The 19,370-nt window shown below is 70.1% G+C and carries 13 protein-coding genes and 1 pseudogene; 6 read left to right on the forward strand and 8 right to left on the reverse strand.

The features are described from left to right. Nucleotides 1–100: 100 nt before the first annotated feature. Both dnaJ and hrcA read right to left on the reverse strand, forming a co-directional pair. On the reverse strand, nt 101–1,237 hold the full coding sequence (dnaJ, locus tag B072_RS0118140; protein WP_018531382.1) for a molecular chaperone DnaJ: 1,137 nt from the start codon (nt 1,235–1,237) through the stop codon (nt 101–103). Continuing rightward, nucleotides 1,238–2,254, reverse strand: coding sequence for a heat-inducible transcriptional repressor HrcA (gene hrcA, locus B072_RS0118145; protein ID WP_018531383.1), 1,017 nt, complete (start codon nt 2,252–2,254; stop codon nt 1,238–1,240). 130 nt (nt 2,255–2,384) lie between these two features. Between hrcA and B072_RS0118150 the strand changes: the two genes are divergently transcribed. Further along, nucleotides 2,385–3,116: an MBL fold metallo-hydrolase gene (locus tag B072_RS0118150; RefSeq protein WP_018531384.1), complete on the forward strand. Its 732-nt coding sequence runs from the start codon at nt 2,385–2,387 to the stop codon at nt 3,114–3,116. Between the two features lie 34 nt (nt 3,117–3,150). Further along, on the forward strand, nt 3,151–3,966 hold the full coding sequence (locus tag B072_RS0118155) for a DUF3097 domain-containing protein (protein WP_018531385.1): 816 nt from the start codon (nt 3,151–3,153) through the stop codon (nt 3,964–3,966). Nucleotides 3,967–4,058: 92 nt separating this feature from the next. Here the strand turns inward: B072_RS0118155 and hemW are convergent, their stop codons facing one another. Beyond that, complete coding sequence (hemW, locus tag B072_RS0118160) at nt 4,059–5,291, reverse strand: radical SAM family heme chaperone HemW (protein ID WP_018531386.1); 1,233 nt, start codon at nt 5,289–5,291, stop codon at nt 4,059–4,061. 55 nt (nt 5,292–5,346) lie between these two features. Beyond that, nucleotides 5,347–7,299 carry a SpoIIE family protein phosphatase gene (locus B072_RS0118165; RefSeq protein ID WP_420707551.1) on the reverse strand — a complete coding sequence of 651 codons (1,953 nt, stop codon included), beginning with the start codon at nt 7,297–7,299 and terminating at the stop codon, nt 5,347–5,349. A gap of 102 nt (nt 7,300–7,401) precedes the next feature. Between B072_RS0118165 and B072_RS43405 the strand changes: the two genes are divergently transcribed. Together B072_RS43405 and B072_RS0118175 are read left to right on the forward strand one after the other, a co-directional pair. Then, nucleotides 7,402–11,607: a HAMP domain-containing protein gene (locus B072_RS43405; RefSeq protein ID WP_051127219.1), complete on the forward strand. Its 4,206-nt coding sequence runs from the start codon at nt 7,402–7,404 to the stop codon at nt 11,605–11,607. 15 nt (nt 11,608–11,622) lie between these two features. Next, the gene (locus B072_RS0118175; protein ID WP_043244264.1) at nt 11,623–12,198 is read left to right on the forward strand and encodes a response regulator; all 576 of its coding nucleotides are present in this window, start codon (nt 11,623–11,625) and stop codon (nt 12,196–12,198) included. 33 nt (nt 12,199–12,231) lie between these two features. Here B072_RS0118175 and B072_RS0118180 read toward each other — a convergent pair whose 3' ends face one another. Together B072_RS0118180 and lepA are read right to left on the reverse strand one after the other, a co-directional pair. Then, nucleotides 12,232–14,121, reverse strand: a complete 1,890-nt coding sequence (locus tag B072_RS0118180) for an AMP-dependent synthetase/ligase (RefSeq protein ID WP_018531390.1) — start codon at nt 14,119–14,121, stop codon at nt 12,232–12,234. A 221-nt stretch (nt 14,122–14,342) separates the two neighbouring features. Continuing rightward, complete coding sequence (gene lepA / locus B072_RS0118185; protein ID WP_026245984.1) at nt 14,343–16,205, reverse strand: translation elongation factor 4; 1,863 nt, start codon at nt 16,203–16,205, stop codon at nt 14,343–14,345. 236 nt (nt 16,206–16,441) lie between these two features. Here lepA and rpsT point away from each other — a divergent pair, with 236 nt between their 5' ends. Then, on the forward strand, nt 16,442–16,708 hold the full coding sequence (gene rpsT, locus B072_RS0118190; protein WP_018531392.1) for a 30S ribosomal protein S20: 267 nt from the start codon (nt 16,442–16,444) through the stop codon (nt 16,706–16,708). Between the two features lie 272 nt (nt 16,709–16,980). Here rpsT and holA read toward each other — a convergent pair whose 3' ends face one another. Then, nucleotides 16,981–17,970, reverse strand: coding sequence for a DNA polymerase III subunit delta (holA, locus tag B072_RS0118195; RefSeq protein ID WP_018531393.1), 990 nt, complete (start codon nt 17,968–17,970; stop codon nt 16,981–16,983). Nucleotides 17,971–18,146: 176 nt separating this feature from the next. Here holA and B072_RS43410 point away from each other — a divergent pair. Continuing rightward, nucleotides 18,147–19,100 (forward strand): annotated as a pseudogene (locus B072_RS43410) (IS481 family transposase). On the opposite strand, the gene B072_RS0118205 reads toward B072_RS43410, so the two are convergent. Continuing rightward, nucleotides 19,097–19,342, reverse strand: a complete 246-nt coding sequence (locus B072_RS0118205) for a hypothetical protein (RefSeq protein WP_026245986.1) — start codon at nt 19,340–19,342, stop codon at nt 19,097–19,099. The pseudogene B072_RS43410 and the gene B072_RS0118205 sit on opposite strands and share 4 nt — an antisense overlap. Nucleotides 19,343–19,370: the final 28 nt, after the last annotated feature.

Consider the following 19,370-nt stretch of genomic DNA (forward strand, 5'->3'; position numbering starts at 1 on the left):
AACCACAACGAACCAGCACCCGGCAACGACGAGGACGAGCCACCCCCCGAACCGCGAAAAGGGGCCCGGGGATTATCCCCAGGCCCCTCGAAACGCCAGGTCAGCGCCCGTTGAACGCATCCTTCAGCCGCGAGAAGAGCCCCTGCTGACCGGGCTGAAACTGACCCGTGGGCCGCTCCTCCCCGCGCAACGCGGCCAGCTCCCGCAGCAACCGCTCCTGCTCGGGGTCGAGCTTCTGCGGCGTCATGACCTCGACGTGCACGATGAGGTCACCGCGACCGCCGCCCCGCAGATGCGTGACACCGCGCCCGTGCAGCGGGACCGACTGACCGGACTGCGTGCCCGGCCGGATGTCGATCTCCTCGAGGCCGTCGAGCGTCTCCAGCGGCACCTTCGTACCGAGGGCCGCCGCGGTCATGGGGATCGTCACCGTGCAGTGCAGGTCGTCGCCGCGCCGCTGGAACGTCGGGTGCGGCAGCTCGTGGATCTCCACGTACAGGTCACCGGCGGGGCCGCCGCCGGGGCCGACCTCGCCCTCGCCCGCGAGCTGGATCCGCGTGCCGTTGTCCACACCGGCCGGGATCTTGACGGTCAGCGTGCGCCGCGACCGGATGCGGCCGTCGCCGGCGCACTCGGGGCACGGCGTCGGCACGACCGTGCCGAAGCCCTGGCACTGCGGGCACGGGCGCGAGGTCATGACCTGGCCGAGGAACGACCGGGTGACCTGCGAGACCTCGCCGCGGCCGCGGCACATGTCGCAGGTCTGGGCCGACGTCCCCGGAGCGGCACCCTCGCCGCTGCAGGTCGTACAGACGACGGCCGTGTCGACCTGTATGTCCTTCGTGGTGCCGAAGGCCGCCTCGTCGAGCTCGACCTCCAGGCGGATCATGGCGTCCTGGCCGCGGCGCGTACGGGACCGGGGTCCACGCTGCGACGCCGTACCGAAGAACGCGTCCATGATGTCCGAGAAGTTCCCGAACCCGCCGGCGCCGAAGCCACCGGCCCCGCCTCCGCCGGCCTGCGACAGGGGGTCGCCCCCGAGGTCGTAGACCTGCTTCTTCTGCGGGTCGGAGAGCACCTCGTAGGCGGCGTTGATCTCCTTGAACCGCTCCTGGGTCTTCGGATCCGGATTCACGTCCGGGTGCAGCTCGCGGGCGAGCCTCCGAAAAGCCTTCTTGATCTCGTCCTGGGAAGCGTCGCGGCGCACGCCGAGTACGGCGTAGTAGTCCGTGGCCACTTACGACTCCGCCAGGATCTGTCCGACGTAACGTGCCACTGCGCGTACTGCTCCCATCGTTCCCGGGTAATCCATGCGGGTCGGTCCGACCACGCCGAGCTTGGCGACTGCCTCGCCGCCCGAACCGTAGCCGACCGACACCACGGACGTGGAGTTGAGTCCCTCATGGGCGTTCTCGTGACCGATCCGTACGGCCATGCCCGAATCCCCCACCTCCCCAAGCAACTTGAGGAGCACAACCTGCTCCTCAAGGGCTTCGAGGACGGGGCGGATCGTGAGGGGAAAGTCATGTCCGAAGCGGGTGAGATTGGCGGTGCCGCCGATCATCAGCCGCTCCTCGGACTCTTCGACGAGCGTCTCCAGCAGAGTGGAGAGCACCGTCGTGACCGTGCCGCGGTCCTCCGACTCGAAGGCCTCCGGCAGGTCCTGCACCAGCTGCGGTACGTCGGCGAAACGGCGGCCCGCGACACGGCTGTTGAGCCGGGCCCGCAGATCCGCGAGTGACGTTTCGCCGAACGGCGCCGGGCAGTCGATCATCCGCTGCTCCACGCGCCCGGTGTCCGTGATCAGCACGAGCATCAGACGGGCGGGCGCCAGCGAGAGCAGCTCTACGTGGCGCACGGTGGACCTGGTCAGGGACGGGTACTGGACGATCGCCACCTGCCGCGTCAGCTGCGCGAGCAGCCGCACGGTCCGGCCGACGACGTCGTCCAGGTCGACGGCGCCCTCCAGGAAATTCTGGACGGCGCGCCGCTCCGGCGCGGTCATCGGCTTCACGCTCGTGAGCTTGTCGACGAAGAGGCGGTACCCCTTGTCGGTGGGGATGCGCCCGGCACTGGTGTGCGGCTGGGCGATGAACCCCTCGTCCTCCAGGGCGGCCATGTCGTTGCGCACGGTCGCCGGGGAGACGCCGAGCCGGTGCCGCTCGGTCAGCGCCTTGGAGCCGACCGGCTCCTCGGTGCCGACATAGTCCTGGACGATGGCGCGCAGCACTTCGAGCCTGCGTTCACTGAGCATGGGCGCACACCTCCAACCACGGCCTGAGCGATCTTTCCCGTTTGGCACTCGCTACGGGTGAGTGCCAATAGTCCCCGGCTCAGTGTACGGCCGACGGGTACGGGCCCGGCAAGGCCGCTAGCGTCGGGCCATGGAACGTATCGACTGGAACTCCACCGGGTGGGAGGAACTCGCACCGTACGCGGGGCGGGTCAGGCTGCCCGGCTGGGACTGCACGACCGGGCTCGTCGTCGGCGACGGCGCGGCCCTGCTGATCGACACGGGATCCTCACTGCGTGAAGGGTCCCGGCTGCGCGCGGACACCCGCAAGCTGCTCGGGGCACACGCACGGGTGACACATGTCGCACTGACCCACCCGCATTTCGACCACGTGCTCGGTACGGCCGCCTTCTCCGGCGTCGGGGTGTACGGGGCGGTGGGCCTGGACACCGTCCTCGCGCACGGCGCCGACGAACTCTGCGCGGACGCCGTGCGCAACGGGCTGCCCGCGCGGGAGGCGGCCTCGGCGACCGAGATCCTGGTCGCCCCGCGCCACCAGGTGAGCGGCGAGCTGACGCTCGACCTCGGCGGCGGGCGGCAGGTGCTGCTGGCGAACATCGGCCCGGCCCACAGCGGCCACGACCTCGTGGTCCTCGTCCCCGGCCCCCGGGAGATCGTCTTCTGCGGCGATCTGGTGGAGGAGTCGGGCGAACCGCAGGCGGGACCGGACGCGGCCCCGCACCACTGGCCCGCCGCGCTCGACCGCCTCCTGGAGCTGGGCGGGGAGGACGCGCTGTACGTTCCCGGGCACGGTTCGGCGGTCAATGCGGCATTCGTCCGCGAGCAGCGCGCCACACTGGCGGCCCGTTTCGGCGTGTCGTAGCCGCGACCTGCGCACTTCTCCTATCGTCGGCAAAATGCGCCAGTACTCACCGGACCTGACTCCCCCCTGGAAGCGGAACAAGCAGGCTCCCGAGGTGCCCGCGGAGCCCGACCTCGTCGTCGAGGAGGTCACGACCGGTTTCTGCGGAGCGGTCGTCCGGATCGAGAAGACGGCCCAGGGCCCGACGGTGACCCTGGAGGACCGCTTCGGCAAGCACCGGGTGTTCCCGATGGAGCCGCGCGGCTTCATGGTCGACGGCAAGGTCGTCACGCTCGTACGTCCCTCGGGACCGGCCCTCGCGCGCCCCACCCGCACCGCGTCGGGCTCGGTGGCGGTCCCCGGGGCGCGGGCGAGGGTCGCGCGGGCCGGGCGGATCTACGTCGAGGGCAAGCACGACGCCGAGCTGATCGAGCGGGTCTGGGGCGACGACCTGCGCATCGAGGGCGTCGCGGTGGAGTTCCTGGAGGGCGTGGACGACCTCCCCGCGATCGTCGCCGACTTCGCGCCGGGCCCCGACGCCCGCCTCGGCGTCCTCGTGGACCACCTGGTCCCGGGCACCAAGGAGTGGAAGATCGCCCGGTCGGTGACGAGCGAGCACGCGCTGGTGGTCGGCCACCCGTACATCGACATCTGGGAAGCGGTGAAGCCGTCGTCGGTGGGGATCACGGCCTGGCCGCGGATCCCGCACGGCCAGGACTGGAAGACGGGCGTGTGCCGCTCCCTGGGCTGGCGCGTGGCGAACACGGGCGAGGCCTGGCAGCACATCCTGTCCCGGGTCACGTCCTACAAGGACCTGGAGCCGGAGCTGCTGGGCCGCGTCGAGGAACTGATCGATTTCGTCACGGAGTGAGGAGCGCCCCGTCAGGGGCGCGGGGAACTGCGCGACCAGCCACGACGAAGCCGGCACCCACCCACGACCGCTCCACCAACGGCGCGAAGCAATCAGTCGACCAGGTCCCGAACCACGGCATCGGCCAACAACCGCCCCCGCAACGTCAACACAGCCCGCCCCTCCGCGAACGGCCCGGCCTCCAACAGCCCGTCCCCCAGAGCCTTCCGAGCCGCGGCAAGACCCGCCTCCCGCAGCAACTCCAAAGGACACCCCTCCCGAAGCCGCAGCTCCAGCAGAATCCGCTCGACCCGCCGGTCCTCGTCGGCCAGCACCTCACGCCCGGCCCCCGGCGACGTACCGCCCGCGAGCGCCGCGGCATACGCGCCGGGATGCTTGACGTTCCACCACCGCACCCCGCCCACGTGCGAGTGGGCGCCGGGCCCGGCGCCCCACCAGTCGGCGCCGCGCCAGTACAGCTCGTTGTGCAGGCACCGCCCGGCCTCGGACGTGGCCCAGTTCGACACCTCGTACCAGTCGAACCCGGCCCCCGACAGCACCTCGTCCGCGATCAGATACCGGTCGGCGTGCACGTCGTCGTCGGTCATCGGCACCTCGCCGCGCCGGATCCGCCGGGCGAGCTGCGTGCCCTCCTCGACGATCAGCGCGTAGGCCGAGACGTGGTCGGGCCCCGCCCCGATGACCGCGTCCAGCGAGGCCCTCCAGTCGTCGTCGGTCTCCCCCGGCGTGCCGTAGATCAGATCCAGGTTCACGTGCTCGAACCCGGCGGCCCGCGCCTCCGCGACACACTCCTCGGGGCGCCCGGGGGTGTGCGTACGGTCGAGGATCTTCAGCACGTGCTGCCGCGCGCTCTGCATCCCGAAGGAGATCCGGTTGAAGCCGCCCTCCCGCAGCTCCGCCAGATACGCCGGGTCCACCGACTCCGGATTCGCCTCGGTGGTCACCTCCGCGTCGTCCGCGAGCCCGAACTCGTCACGGACCGCCTGCAGCATCCGTACGAGATCGGTGGCGGCGAGCAGCGTCGGCGTACCGCCCCCGACGAACACGGTCCGCACCGGCCGCGGGTCGTCGCCGAGGACCTTCCGGGCGAGCCGCACCTCGTCCACGAGCGTGTCGGCGTAGTTGTCGCGGGAGGCGAGGACGCCGCCCGTGCCGCGCAGCTCGGTCGCCGTGTACGTGTTGAAGTCGCAGTACCCGCAGCGCGTGGCGCAGTACGGGACGTGCAGGTAGAAGCCGAGCGGGCGCGAGGCGGCGCCGGCCAGCGCGGAGGCGGGCAGGGAACCGTCGACGGGGACGGGTTCGCCGTCGGGGAGTGCGGAAGGCATGCCTCTATTGTCCTGCACCGCCCGGCGCGGATCGTCGAGAGCCCCGTAAGGGGCACTACTGGGCCTGCAGCACCAGCAGCGCCAGATCGTCGTCCGGCGGGCTGTCCGCGAAGGCGTGCACGAGCCGCCGGATCCGATCGGCGAGCAACGGCGCCGTCAGCCCCGCGCACCCGGCGAGCGTCCGCGCGAGCCCGTCCCCGTCGTCGAACTGGAGGGCCCCGCGGCGCCGCTCGGTGACCCCGTCGGTGACGCACAACAGCGTGTCCCCGGTGTGCAGTTCAAACGTTTCGCTCGTGTAGTCGGGGTCGTCGACGACCCCCAGCAGCACCTGCGGCGCGGCCGCCGCGACGACCTCGCCGCCGGGTCGCATCAGCAGCGGCAGCGGGTGCCCGGCGGAGGCGAGCGTGCAGCACACCCCGTTCTCGGTGGGCGTCAGCTCTCCGTAGAGCAGGGACAGGAAGCGGGCGGTGGAACCTTCCGGCGGGACCCCCTGCCCGCCCATCGCGGCGAGCGCGCGGGCGGCCGCGTCGGCGGCCTCGGTGGCGTCGTCGAGCAGCAGCCGGTTGAGCCGGTCCAGGACCTGCTCGACCGGGTATCCCTCGCGGGCGAGCAGCCGCAGCCAGGGCCGGGCGAGCCCGATCACTACGGCCGCCTCGGGCCCCTTTCCCTGGACGTCGCCGAGGGCGAAGCACCAGCGCCCGTCCCCGACGGGGAACACGTCGTAGAAGTCGCCGCCGGGGCCGCCCTGCTCCTTCGGCTCGTAGACGAGGGCGCTGGTCATGCCGGGGATCTCGGCGATGGACGTGGGCAGCAGGCCGCGCTGCAGGATCCGGCTGATGGTGGCCTGCCGGGTGTAGCGGCGGGCCGCGCTGACGGCGAGCGCGACCCGGCGGCTGAAGTCCTCGACGAGGCCGGTGACCTCGTCGGGGAAGCGCTGAAGGCCGGCCCGGCCGATGAGCAGGATGCCGAGGGTGCGGCCGCCCGCGGAGAGGCGGTAGGCGAGCGAGGCGCCCGCGCTGTCCGGGGCGCCCTCGAACGGCCAGGGCACGGGCACCGCCGCGGTGCGCACGGCTTCGGGCAGCTGCGGCGGCTCCTTCTCCAGGATCCGGCGGAGGTCCTCGGTGCGGTTCTCGTGGGTGTGCCAGACGCGGGCGAGGCGGGGCACGTGCAGCGGGTCGGCGCCGCGCGGATCGTGGTCGGAGATGCCCGGCAGGCCGCGGCCCTCCTCGTCGTAGAGCCAGATCGCGCACCAGTCGGCGAGCCTGGGCACGAGGAGCTGTCCGACGAGCGCGGCCACCATGTCCTCGTCGAGCTGTCCCGCGAGCAAGTCGGACGCCTCCGCCAGGAAAGTGAGCGCGCCGCGGTTGATCCAGTCCCGGTCCTCGGGGGCGCGCCGGGGTACGGGCGAGAGGATGTCGGCGGCGCGCAGGCCGCGCTGCAGAGCGCGCGTCGCGGCGTCCGCGCCGGTCTGTACGGGGGTGTCGGGCACGGCGGGTGCGGCGCCGTCGACGATCAGCCGCGCCCACACGGTCTTGGTGCCCGACCGGTACGTGATCCCCCACGACTCGGCGAGGGAGGCGACGAGCGTGAGGCCGCGGCCGTACTCGGGGGTCTCGGGCGAGCGCAGGGCGCGGTCGTTGCGCACGGCGCGCGCCGGGTGGTGGTCGGTGACCTCGATGACGAGTCCGGCCGGGGTCCCGTCGGGCGCGACCGGTTCCATCCGGCACAGCAGGTCGACGCTGGTCCCGGCGTGCACGACGGCATTGGTGACGAGTTCGCTGAGGACGACGACGGAGTCGTCGGCGAGCCGGTCGGACAGGGCGGGGGCCACGGGCAGGGCGAGTTCGGTCCAGTCCGCGAAAGCGGCCCGCACGAAGCGGCGGGCGGCCGCGGGGGCGAGCGGGTTGCCGGGCAGCGACGTGCGCACCACGACCGGTCCCGCGGGCGACGAGTCGGACAGGTCGGAGCCACTAAAGGTGGTTTCCCGCTGAAGAGGAATGGGCCCCACGGTTCAGCTCCTGAGCAGTTCGGGCATTTACGCATCAGGCGACAGGAACAGAGTGACAGACTGACCATGCCCATAAGCGCCGAGTCACTGAAGTGGGCCGCCATGAGTGAAAACAGTGCTACGCGTGTGCATCCGAGCGGAGGACAGGGCGGCGCCACGATCCGCCCTGTCGATCTGCGCCCTCTGCTGGCCGCCATCACGGCCGCCCGCGACGGAAACTTCACACACGTCCCGGAGGACACCGGAGACGGACTGGTCGGTGAGCTCTGCGCGGTCTTCAACCAACTCGTCGACCGCAGCTCCCACTTCAGCACCGAACTGACGCGGGTGCGCCGGGAGATCGTCCGGCACGGCCGGCTCGACGAGCGGATGGAGGCGAGCCCCGGGCACGGCGCCTGGGCCACCCGCATCCATGACGTCAACACCGTCATCGACGCGCTGGTCGCCCCGGCGGCCAACGCCACGCGGGTCCTCGACGCGGTCGCGGGCGGCGATCTGACGCAGCGGGTCGACCTGCACGACGGCACCCGCCAGCTCCGCGGCGACCTGCGCAGCCTCGGCCGTGCCGTGAACAAGATGGTGGACCAGCTCTCGCTGTTCACCGGTGAGGTGACCCGGGTCGCCCGCGAGGTCGGCACCGAGGGGCGGCTGGGCGGCCGCGCCAAGGCCCAGGGCCTGTCGGGCAGTTGGCGGGACGTGACGGAGGCCGTCAACACGATGGCGTCGCGGCTGACCGCGCAGGTGCGGGACATCGCGCTCGTGACGACGGCGGTGGCCCGCGGCGACCTGACGCGTACGGTCACCATCGAGGCGACCGGTGAGCTGCTCGAACTGAAGCTGACCGTGAACACGATGGTGGACCAGCTCTCCGCCTTCGCCGACGAAGTGACGCGTGTGGCCCGCGAGGTCGGCACGGAAGGCCAACTCGGCGGCCGCGCACAGGTCCGCGGCGTCTCGGGGGTCTGGAAGGACCTCACCGACAACGTCAACTTCATGGCGTCGAACCTGACCTCCCAGGTCCGCAACATCGCTCAGGTCACCACGGCCGTGGCCAACGGCGACCTGAGCCAGAAGATCACCGTCGACGCGCAGGGCGAGATCCTCGAACTCAAGTCGACGATCAACACGATGGTCGACCAGCTCTCCGCCTTCGCCGACGAGGTCACCCGCGTCGCCCGCGAGGTCGGCACCGAGGGCCAACTCGGCGGCCGCGCACAGGTCCGCGGCGTCTCAGGCGTCTGGAAGGACCTCACCGACAACGTCAACTTCATGGCGGACAACCTGACGTCGCAGGTCCGCAACATCGCGCTCGTCTCGACCGCCGTGGCGCAGGGCGACCTCGGCAAGAAGATCACCGTCGAGGCGAAGGGCGAGATCCTCGAACTCAAGTCGACGATCAACACGATGGTCGACCAGCTCTCCGCCTTCGCCGACGAGGTCACGCGTGTGGCCCGCGAGGTCGGCACCGAGGGAAACCTCGGCGGCCAGGCCCAGGTGCGCGGCGTCGCCGGCGTCTGGAACGACCTCACCGAGAACGTGAACTTCATGGCGTCGAACCTGACGTCGCAGGTCCGCAACATCGCGCAGGTCACCACCGCCGTGGCCCAGGGCGACCTCTCCAAGAAGATCTCCGTCGACGCACGCGGCGAGATCCTCGAACTGAAGGACACCGTCAACACGATGGTGGAGCAGCTCCGCGGCTTCGCCGACGAGGTCACGCGCGTGGCCCGCGAGGTCGGTACCGACGGCCGCCTCGGCGGCCGTGCAACCGTGCACGGCGTGTCGGGCGTCTGGAAGGACCTGACCGACAACGTCAACTACATGGCGGACAACCTGACCTCCCAAGTACGCAACATCGCGCAGGTCGCCACGGCGGTGGCCCAGGGCGACCTGTCCAAGAAGATCGACGTCGACGCGCGCGGCGAGATCCTCGAACTCAAGACGACCATCAACACGATGGTCGACACCCTCTCCTCCTTCTCCTCCGAGGTCACCCGCGTGGCCCGCGAGGTGGGCTCCGAGGGCCAACTCGGCGGCCAGGCGCGGGTCGAGGGCGTGTACGGCACCTGGAAGCGCCTGACGACGAACGTGAACGAGCTGGCGTCGAACCTGACCACCCAGGTCCGCGCCATCGCCGAGGTCGCCTCCGCGGTGACCTCCGGCGACATGTCCCGCTCCATCACGGTGGAGACGCAGGGCGAGGTCGCGGAGCTGAAGGACAACATCAACCTGATGGTGGCCAACCTCCGCGAGACGACCCGCGCGAAGGACTGGCTGGAGTCGAACCTGGCGCGCCTGGCGGCGCTGATGCAGGGCCACCGCGACCTGATGGAGGTCGCGGACCTGATCCTGCGCGAGCTGACCCCGCTGGTGAACGCGCAGTACGGCGCCTTCTTCCTCGCCGAGCCCGACGAGGACGACACCCCGATCCGCTCGGCGATCCCCACCAAGGGCCTCGCCTACATCGCGGGCTACGGCTCGGCGGCGGCGCTGGTCGTCGACACGGGCGGGATGCCGGTCCACGGCCTCGTACGGCAGGCGGCGCTGGAGAAGAAGCGCATCCTCGTCGAGGAGGCCCCGCCGGACTACATCAAGATCAACAGCGGTCTCGGGGAGGCGGCGCCCGCCTCGGTCGTCATCATCCCGATCCTCTTCGAGGACAAGCTCCTCGGCGTCATCGAGCTGGCCTCGTTCTCCCGCTTCTCCGACGTCCACCTGGCCTTCTTCGACCAGTTCGTGAACACCATCGGCGTCGCGATCAACACCATCATCGCCAACTCCCGCACCGAGTCCCTGCTCGGCGAGTCCCAGCGCCTGGCCACGCAGCTCCAGGAGCGCTCCGACGAACTCCAGCGTCAGCAGGGCGAGTTGCAGCGCTCGAACGCGGAGCTGGAGGAGAAGGCCGCCCTGCTGGCGACCTCCTCGCAGTACAAGTCCGAGTTCCTCGCGAACATGTCGCACGAGCTCCGTACGCCGCTGAACTCGCTGCTCATCCTGGCCCGGCTGCTCTCCGACAACCCGGACGGCCATCTCAACGACCAGGAAGTCCAGTTCGCGACGACGATCCACCGCTCGGGCTCGGACCTGCTCCAGCTCATCAACGACATCCTCGACCTGTCGAAGATCGAGGCCGGCCGGATGGACGTACGGCCCAAGAAGCTCCCGCTCATCAAGCTCCTCGACTACGTCCACGCCACGTTCCGCCCGATCACCCTCGACCGGGGCCTCGCCTTCGAGGTGACGGTCGGCGAGGACGTGCCGCGCGAGATGTTCTCCGACGAGCAGCGCCTCCAGCAGATCCTGCGCAACCTCCTGTCGAACGCGATCAAGTTCACCGCGAACGGCAAGGTCGAACTGCGGGTCACCCGGGTCAAGGACCCCGACCACCAGTTCGTGCGGGAGAGCGACGACCTGATCGCCTTCTCCGTCTCGGACACCGGCATCGGCATCGCCCGCGACAAACTCCCGGTCATCTTCGAGGCGTTCCAGCAGGCCGACGGCACCACCAACCGCAAGTACGGCGGCACCGGCCTCGGCCTGTCCATCAGCCGGGAGATCTCCGGGCTGCTCGGCGGCCGCATCATCGCCGAGAGCGAGCCCGGCGCGGGATCCACCTTCACCCTGTACGTGCCCGTGCTCCACCCGAGCCACGAGCCGGTTCCGGAGCCGCCGCCCCACCCCTCGTCCGGCGTGCGCCCGCCGCTGCTCGTACCGGCACAGCAGACGATGATCCCGGACACGTACCCGATTCACGACCAGGAGGACAACTGGCCGGCTCCGACCAAACTGGAGCAGTGGAGGTCCGGTCGCGCGGGGCAGATGCTGTCCGGTCGTCGCGTCCTGATCGTCGACGACGACATCCGCAACGTCTTCGCCCTCACCCACGTCCTCGGCCGGGTCGGCATGCCGGTGCTGTACGCGGAGAACGGGCGGGAGGGCATCGAGACCCTGGAGCTCAACCCCGACGTCGAGCTCGTCCTGATGGACATCATGATGCCGGAGATGGACGGCTACGAGACCATCTCGGTCATCCGCGCCACCCCGCAGTGGGCGGGGCTGCCCATCGTGGCGCTCACCGCGAAGGCGATGCCCGGCGACCGCGAGAAGTCGATCGCCCAGGGCGCCAACGACTACGTACCGAAACCGGTGGACGTCGATCAGCTGCTGACCGTCGTCTGTGACGTGCTCGCTCCGGAGGACGCGGCGCCGCACGCGCCCGACTCCGCCGACGCCGACCCGGGGGAACCCGCCGCCCCGGGGACACGGGACACCGAGGGAGAGTCCGTGGCCCCGCCGACGACCGAGTGAGGCACCGTCACCATGATCACTGCAGAAGCCACGTCAGCGGAGCGGGCCAGCATCCTCCTGGTCGACGACATGGAGGACAACCTGGTCGCGCTGGAAGCCGTCCTGGGCTCGCTCAACGAACCGTTGGTGCGGGCCCGTTCGGGCGAGGAGGCCATGAAGGCCCTGCTGCGCCGCCGGTTCGCCGTCGTCCTCCTGGACATCCGGATGCCCGGCATGGACGGCTTCGAGACGGCGACGAACATCAAGCGCCTGGACCAGACGAAGGACGTCCCGATCATCTTCCTCACGGGGACGGACGCGGACGCCGGCTACGCCTTCCGCGGCTACGCCACGGGCGCCGCCGACTACCTGACCAAGCCCTTCGACCCGTGGGTGCTGCGCGCCAAGGTCACCGTCTTCCTCGATCTGCACCGCAAGAACCAGCAGTTGGAGCGGCTGCTGGCCCGTGAGCAGGAGCAGTTCGACGAGCTGGCGGCCAGCATGTCGTCGATCGAGCACCAGCTCGCGGAACACCCGAACCCGGACGTCAGCAGACTGCGTGTCGACATCACCCAGATGGAGGAAACGTTGCGCTCGATGAGGCGCCCCTAGGAGCGAGGGGCCGCCTCGTCGTCGCGCGTCCCGCTAGCCCTCCCGGGACCCGGCGTACATCTCGTCGAGCAGGCCCTTGTAGGTCCGCTCCACGACCGGGCGCTTCAGCTTCAGGCTGGGCGTCAGCTCCCCGTGCTCGATGTCGAGATCACGGGGAAGGAGCTTGAACTTCTTGATGGTCTGCCAGCGCTGCAGCCCCTGGTTCAGCTCCTGCACGTAGCCGTCGACGAGCTGCACGGTGGCGGGCGCCGCCACGACCTCGGCGTACGACTTCCCGCCGAGCCCGTTCTCCTTGGCCCACTCCAGGATCGACGGCTCGTCGAGCGCGATCAGCGCGGTGCAGAAGTTCCGGTCGGCGCCGTGCACCAGGATGTTGGAGACGTACGGGCACACGGCCTTGAACTGGCCCTCGACCTCGGCCGGCGCGATGTACTTGCCGCCGGACGTCTTGATGAGGTCCTTCTTGCGGTCGGTGATCTTCAGGTAGCCGTCCACGGACAGCTCACCGATGTCGCCGGTGTGGAACCACCCGTCGGACTCCAGGACCTCGGCGGTCTTGTCGGGCAGCTTGTGGTAGCCCTCCATGATGCCGGGGCCGCGCAGCAGGATCTCGCCGTCGTCCGCGATCCGTACCTCGGTGCCGGGCATCGGCTTGCCGACGGTGCCGGTGCGGTACGCCTCACCGGGGTTGACGAAGGACGCGGCCGACGACTCGGTCAGGCCGTAGCCCTCCAGGATGTGGACTCCGGCGCCGGCGAAGAAGTAGCCGATCTCCGGCGCGAGCGCGGCCGAGCCGGACACGCAGGCCCGCAGCCGCCCGCCGAAGGCCTCCCGCAGCTTGCTGTAGACGAGGGCGTCGGCGACCTTGTGCTTGGAGGCGAGCGCGAACGGCACCGAGCTGACGCCGGTCCTGCGGAAGTTGTCCTGGCTGACCTTCGCGTACTCGCGGGCCACCCCGGCCGCCCACTGGAAGATCTTGTACTTGGCGGCGCCGCCGGCCCGCGCCTTGGCCGCGACCCCGTTGTAGACCTTCTCGAAGATGCGCGGCACGGCGGCCATGTACGTCGGCTGCACCACGGGCAGGTTCTCGATGATCTTGTCGACGCGCCCGTCGACCGCCGTCACGTGCCCGACCTCGATCTGACCGCTGGTGAGCACCTTGCCGAAGACGTGCGCGAGCGGCAGCCACAGGTACTGCACGTCGTCCGGGCCCACGAGCCCGGTCGCGGTCATCGCCTTCGCCATGTACGACCAGTTGTCGTGCGGGAGGCGCACGCCCTTGGGCCGGCCGGTGGTTCCCGAGGTGTAGATGAGGGTGGCGAGCTGCTCCTTCTTGAGCGCGCCGACCCGCTCCTTGACCACCTCCGGGTTCTTCTCCAGGTAGGCGGCGCCGCGCGCCTCCAGGTCCTCGAGGGTGAGCAGCCAGCCGTCGGGGTCGGCGGCGTCCGGCTCGACGCCGGTCGCGTCGATGACGACGACGTGCCGCAGCTCGGGCAGCTCGGCCCGCTGCTCGCGCGCCTTGGCGAGCTGCGCGGCGTCCTCGGCGACGAGCACCTTGGACTCCGAGTCGGAGAGGATGAACGCCGACTCCTCGGCGTTGGTCTGCGGGTAGACCGTGGTCGTCGCCGCGCCCGCGCACATGATGCCGAGGTCGACGAGGATCCACTCGACCCGCGTCGAGGAGGCGAGCGCCACCCGCTCCTCGGCCTGCACGCCCAGTTCGACCAGGCCGGCCGCGACGGCGTAGACCCGCTGCGCGGCCTGCGCCCAGCTCAAGGACTTCCACTCGTCCGGGCCCGCACCGCCGGCCGCGGGCACCGGGTAACGGTAGGCCTCGGCATCAGGTGTGGCCGCCACGCGCTCCAGGAAGAGAGACGCCACGGAGGGCGGCCGGTTCTCGATCAGGGTCTGTGTGTCGCTCACGACGTCCTCCGGGGCCCGCGACTGTTGAAACGCGGCTTGTTTAACTGGCGAGTAACCATTGAGCAGTGATCAGAGTAAGGGTCACCCGCCCGGCGCGTAAGAGGCCCCGGCCCCCGACTTGCGCAAGGTGCACCCCAACCGCCCCTGCCCACACAGGGCCCACACAAAAGCGCCTGTCCGATGGACGGACAGGCGCTCAGGTGCGGATCGGGAGCCGAGGGCTACTTCTTGCCCTTGCCGGCGCTGTCGTCGCTGGACAGCACCGCGATGAAGGCCTCCTGCGGCACCTCGACGGAGCCGACCATCTTCATCCGCTTCTTGCCTTCCTTCTGCTTCTCCAGCAGCTTCCGCTTCCGGGAGATGTCACCGCCGTAGCACTTGGCGAGGACGTCCTTGCGGATGGCGCGGATGGTCTCGCGGGCGATGACCCGGGAGCCGATGGCCGCCTGGATCGGCACCTCGAAGGCCTGCCGCGGGATGAGCTCGCGCAGCTTGGCGACCAGTCGCACGCCGTACGCGTAGGCCTGGTCCCGGTGCGTGACGGCGGAGAATGCGTCGACCTTGTCGCCGTGCAGCAGGATGTCGACCTTCACCAGGTTCGACGTCTGCTCGCCGGTGGGCTCGTAGTCCAGGGACGCGTAGCCGCGGGTCTTGGACTTCAGCTGGTCGAAGAAGTCGAAGACGATCTCGGCGAGAGGCAGCGTGTAGCGGATCTCGACGCGGTCCTCGGAGAGGTAGTCCATGCCGAGCAGGGTGCCGCGCCGGGTCTGGCACAGCTCCATGATCGAGCCGATGAACTCGGACGGCGCGAGGATGGTGGCCCGCACGACCGGCTCGTAGACCTTGTCGATCTTCCCCTCGGGGAACTCGCTCGGGTTGGTGACGGTGTGCTCGGAGCCGTCCTCCATGTCGACGCGGTAGACCACGTTCGGCGCGGTGGCGATCAGGTCGAGCCCGAACTCCCGCTCCAGGCGCTCGCGGATCACGTCGAGGTGCAGCAGGCCGAGGAAGCCGACGCGGAAACCGAAGCCGAGGGCGGCGGAGGTCTCCGGCTCGTAGACCAGGGCCGCGTCGTTGAGCTGGAGCTTGTCCAGTGCCTCGCGCAGGTCCGGGTACTCCGAGCCGTCCAGCGGGTAGAGCCCGGAGAACACCATCGGCTTGGGGTCCTTGTAACCGCCGAGCGCCTCCGTCGCACCGTTGTGCAGGGAGGTGATCGTGTCACCGACCTTGGACTGACGGACGTCCTTCACGCCGGTGATGATGTAGCCCACCTCACCGACGCCGATGCCGTCGGCCGGGGTCATCTCCGGCGAGGAGACGCCGATCTCCAGGAGCTCGTGCGTGGCGCCGGTGGACATCATCCGGATCCGCTCGCGCTTGTTGAGCTGGCCGTCGACGACACGGACGTACGTGACGACGCCGCGGTACGAGTCGTAGACCGAGTCGAAGATCATCGCGCGGGCGGGGGCGTCCTGCACACCGACCGGGGCGGGGATCTGCTCCACCACCCGGTCGAGCAGCGCCTCGACGCCCATGCCGGTCTTCGCGGAGACCTTCAGCACGTCCTCGGGGTCGCAGCCGACGAGGTTCGCCAGCTCCTCGGAGAACTTCTCCGGCTGGGCGGCCGGCAGGTCGATCTTGTTGAGCACCGGGATGATCCGGAGGTCGTTCTCCATCGCCAGGTAGAGGTTGGCGAGGGTCTGGGCCTCGATGCCCTGGGCGGCGTCGACGAGCAGGATCGTGCCCTCGCACGCGGCGAGCGAGCGCGAGACCTCGTACGTGAAGTCCACGTGGCCCGGGGTGTCGATCATGTTGAGGATGTGCGTATTGCTCTTGTCGTGGGTCGGGGCCCACGGGAGACGCACCGCCTGGGACTTGATCGTGATGCCGCGCTCTCGCTCGATGTCCATACGGTCGAGGTACTGAGCACGCATCTGCCGCTGCTCGACCACTCCGGTCAGCTGGAGCATCCGGTCGGCGAGCGTGGACTTGCCGTGGTCGATGTGCGCGATGATGCAGAAATTGCGGATCAGATCCGAGTCGGTACGGCTCGGCTCGGGCACATTCTTAGGGGTCGCGGGCACGCAGGGTCCTGTCTCTTGAGGCGCCGTTTGCCTCAGGTCGGCCTCGGTTGGGAACGATACGTAGCTTCCATGGTCCCACGGCCGGGGAGCAGGGACTGGTTTGGGCCGGTGGGAGTACGGCTGGTACCGTGGGCAGCTGTGTCTCATGCCCTCTCAGCACGAGACGCACACTCAGTGAAAATCATCGGTACGGGACCCTTACCGGCCCCGTGCCTGAACCTGCAAAGGCTCATTTCGTGGCGAACATCAAGTCCCAGATCAAGCGGATCAAGACCAACGAGAAGGCTCGGCTGCGCAACAAGGCCGTCAAGTCCTCCCTGAAGACCGCGATCCGCAAGGCCCGTGAGGCTGCTGCCGCGGGTGACGTCGAGAAGGCCACCGAGTACCAGCGCGTTGCCGCTCGTCAGCTCGACAAGGCTGTCTCGAAGGGTGTCATCCACAAGAACCAGGCCGCCAACAAGAAGTCGGCGCTTGCTTCGAAGGTCGCGTCCCTCAAGGGCTGAACCTTTCTTTCTTGATCTGAAAAGCCGGAAGGACCCGGGCGGGCCCTCTCTCATCCGCCCCCGACCGGCCTCCCGAGCCGCACACGACTGCGTTCGCCACGCGGGTGCGGCTCACATGAAGCGTGACCGAAGGCCCCGGCCAGGATCTCCTGGCCGGGGCCTTCGGCATACCCAGCCCGTCCGGCGTTTGAGGACGAGGCCGAAGGCCGATAAGCGGGGTCTGGGGGCGCAGCCCCCAGGGACGGGACGGGAAGGGGTGGCGGGGGCGAAAGTCAGCGGTTGCGCCCGGCCCGAGCGGCCCGCGCAACGGCGACGACGGCCTTCTCCAGCGCGTACTCGGGATCGTCCCCGCCCCCCTTGACCCCGGCATCGGCCGCGGCCACGGCGGTGAGCGCCACGGCAACCCCGTCCGGAGTCCACCCCCGCATCTGCTGCCGCACCCGGTCGATCTTCCACGGCGGCATCCCCAGCTCCCGAGCGAGGTCGGCCGGCCGCCCCCCGCGCGCGGAGGACAGCTTCCCGATGGCCCGCACGCCCTGCGCCAGCGCGCTGGTGATCATCACGGGCGCGACGCCGGTGGCCAGCGACCACCGCAGCGCCTCCAGCGCCTCCGCGGCCCGCCCCTCCACGGCCCGGTCGGCCACGGTGAAGCTGGACGCCTCGGCCCGCCCCGTGTAGTACCGCCCGACGACGGCCTCGTCGATGGTCCCCTCGACGTCGGCGCCGAGCTGGGTGACGGCGGACGCGAGCTCCCGCAGGTCGCTCCCGATGGCGTCGACGAGCGCCTGGCACGCCTCGGGGGTGGCGGACCGCCCGATCGTGCGGAACTCGGCCCGTACGAACGACAGCCGGTCCGCCGGCTTGGTCATCTTCGGGCAGGCGACTTCCCGCGCCCCCGCCTTGCGAGCGGCGTCGAGCAGCCCCTTGCCCTTGGCGCCACCGGCGTGCAGCAGCACCAGCGTGATCTCCTCGGCGGGCGAGCCGAGATACGCCTTCACGTCCTTGACGGTGTCCGCCGACAGGTCCTGCGCATTGCGTACGACGACGACCTTGCGCTCGGCGAACAGCGACGGGCTCGTCAGCTCGGCCAGCGTGCCGGGCTGCAGCTGATCAGGGGCGAGATCCCGCACGTCGGTGTCCGCGTCCGCGGCACGCGCGGCCGCGACCACCTCCTGCACCGCGCGGTCGAGGAGCAGGTCCTCCTGCCCCACGGCGACGGTGAGCGGAGCGAGGGGATCATCGTGTGCACTCTTCCTGGCCATCGCGGTCAAGCATCCCACGCGGCACTGACAACCCGGCCCGTCCGCTCGGAGCTGCTAGGTGTTCTGTCCTGGGGGTTGTGGACGGGTGAGGCAGGTCTCGGCTGAGGGATCTTGAACGGGTGAGGGCCTTCCGGTTCGGTGTGGATTGCGACATCTACCCCGACAGAAAGGCCCTCGTGGTCCACCGTGATGCACCCCTGACCGAGACCGGACGGCTGTGTCTGGCCCGCTGCGTGGTCGAGGACGGCTGGCCGCTGCGGCGGGCGGCCGAACGCTTCCAGGTCTCGCCGACCACGGCCCGGCGCTGGGCCGACCGCTACCGCACGCTCGGCGCGGCAGGCATGAGCGACCGCTCGTCCCGACCGCATCACAGCCCGGGCCGGACCCCGACCCGCACCGAGCGGCGCATCATCAAAGTCCGTGTCCTGCGCCGCTGGGGACCGGCCCGCATCGCCTGCCTGCTGAAATTGAACCCGTCCACCGTGCACCGGGTCCTGGCCCGCTAGCAACTGGCCCGCCTCGCTCACCTCGACCGCTCCACCGCACGGGTGATCCGCCGCTACGAACGCTCCGCGCCGGGCGAGTTGGTGCACGTGGACATCAAGAAGCTCGGCAACATCCCCGACGGCGGCGGCCACAAGACCCTGGGCCGCCGGGCCGGCCGCAGGACCCGCTCCGGCGTGGGCTGCAGCTACCTGCACAACGCCGTCGACGACCACTCCCGCCTCGCCTACAGCGAGATCCACGCAGACGAGAAGAAGGAAACCGCAACCGCCTTCTGGACCCGGGCCCAGGCATTCTTCGCCCAGGCCGGGATCACCATCCAGCGGGTGCTGACCGACAACGGCTCCTGCTACCGCTCACGCGACTGGCGCGATGCCCTGGCCGCAGCCGAGATCACCCACAAGCGGACCCGCCCCTACCGGCCGCAGACGAACGGCAAGGTCGAACGCCTCAACCGCACCCTCCTGGACGAGTGGGCCTACACCCTGCCCTACCGCACGGAGACCGAACGACGCGAGGCGTACCCCGGCTGGCTGCACTCCTACAATCACCACCGCGGACACACCGCCCTGAAAGGTCAACCACCCGCCAGCCCCGCCCCCAACCTCACAGGGCAATACACCTAGGGCTCCTCGCGCCACCCGTCCCACTCGCCCGCGAACGCGTCGAGCTCCTTCGGGTCGAGTCGGCCCCGCGGGTCCTCGACGACCAGCAGCCACTGCGCGTCCTCGGCGTCGTCCTCGCCGGCCAGCGCGTCCCGTACCAGCTGGGGCTCCTCGGCCACGCCGAAGCGCTCGGCGAGCGCTTCGGCGGCCTCTTCCGCGGCGTCGCGGTCGGGCAGCACCAGTACGTGTCTCACATCGCTCACGCCACCATCTTCGGGCACGCGCGCGACG

Origin of the sequence: Streptomyces sp. HmicA12 (assembly GCF_000373565.1) — a bacterium.
Taxonomy (GTDB): domain Bacteria; phylum Actinomycetota; class Actinomycetes; order Streptomycetales; family Streptomycetaceae; genus Streptomyces.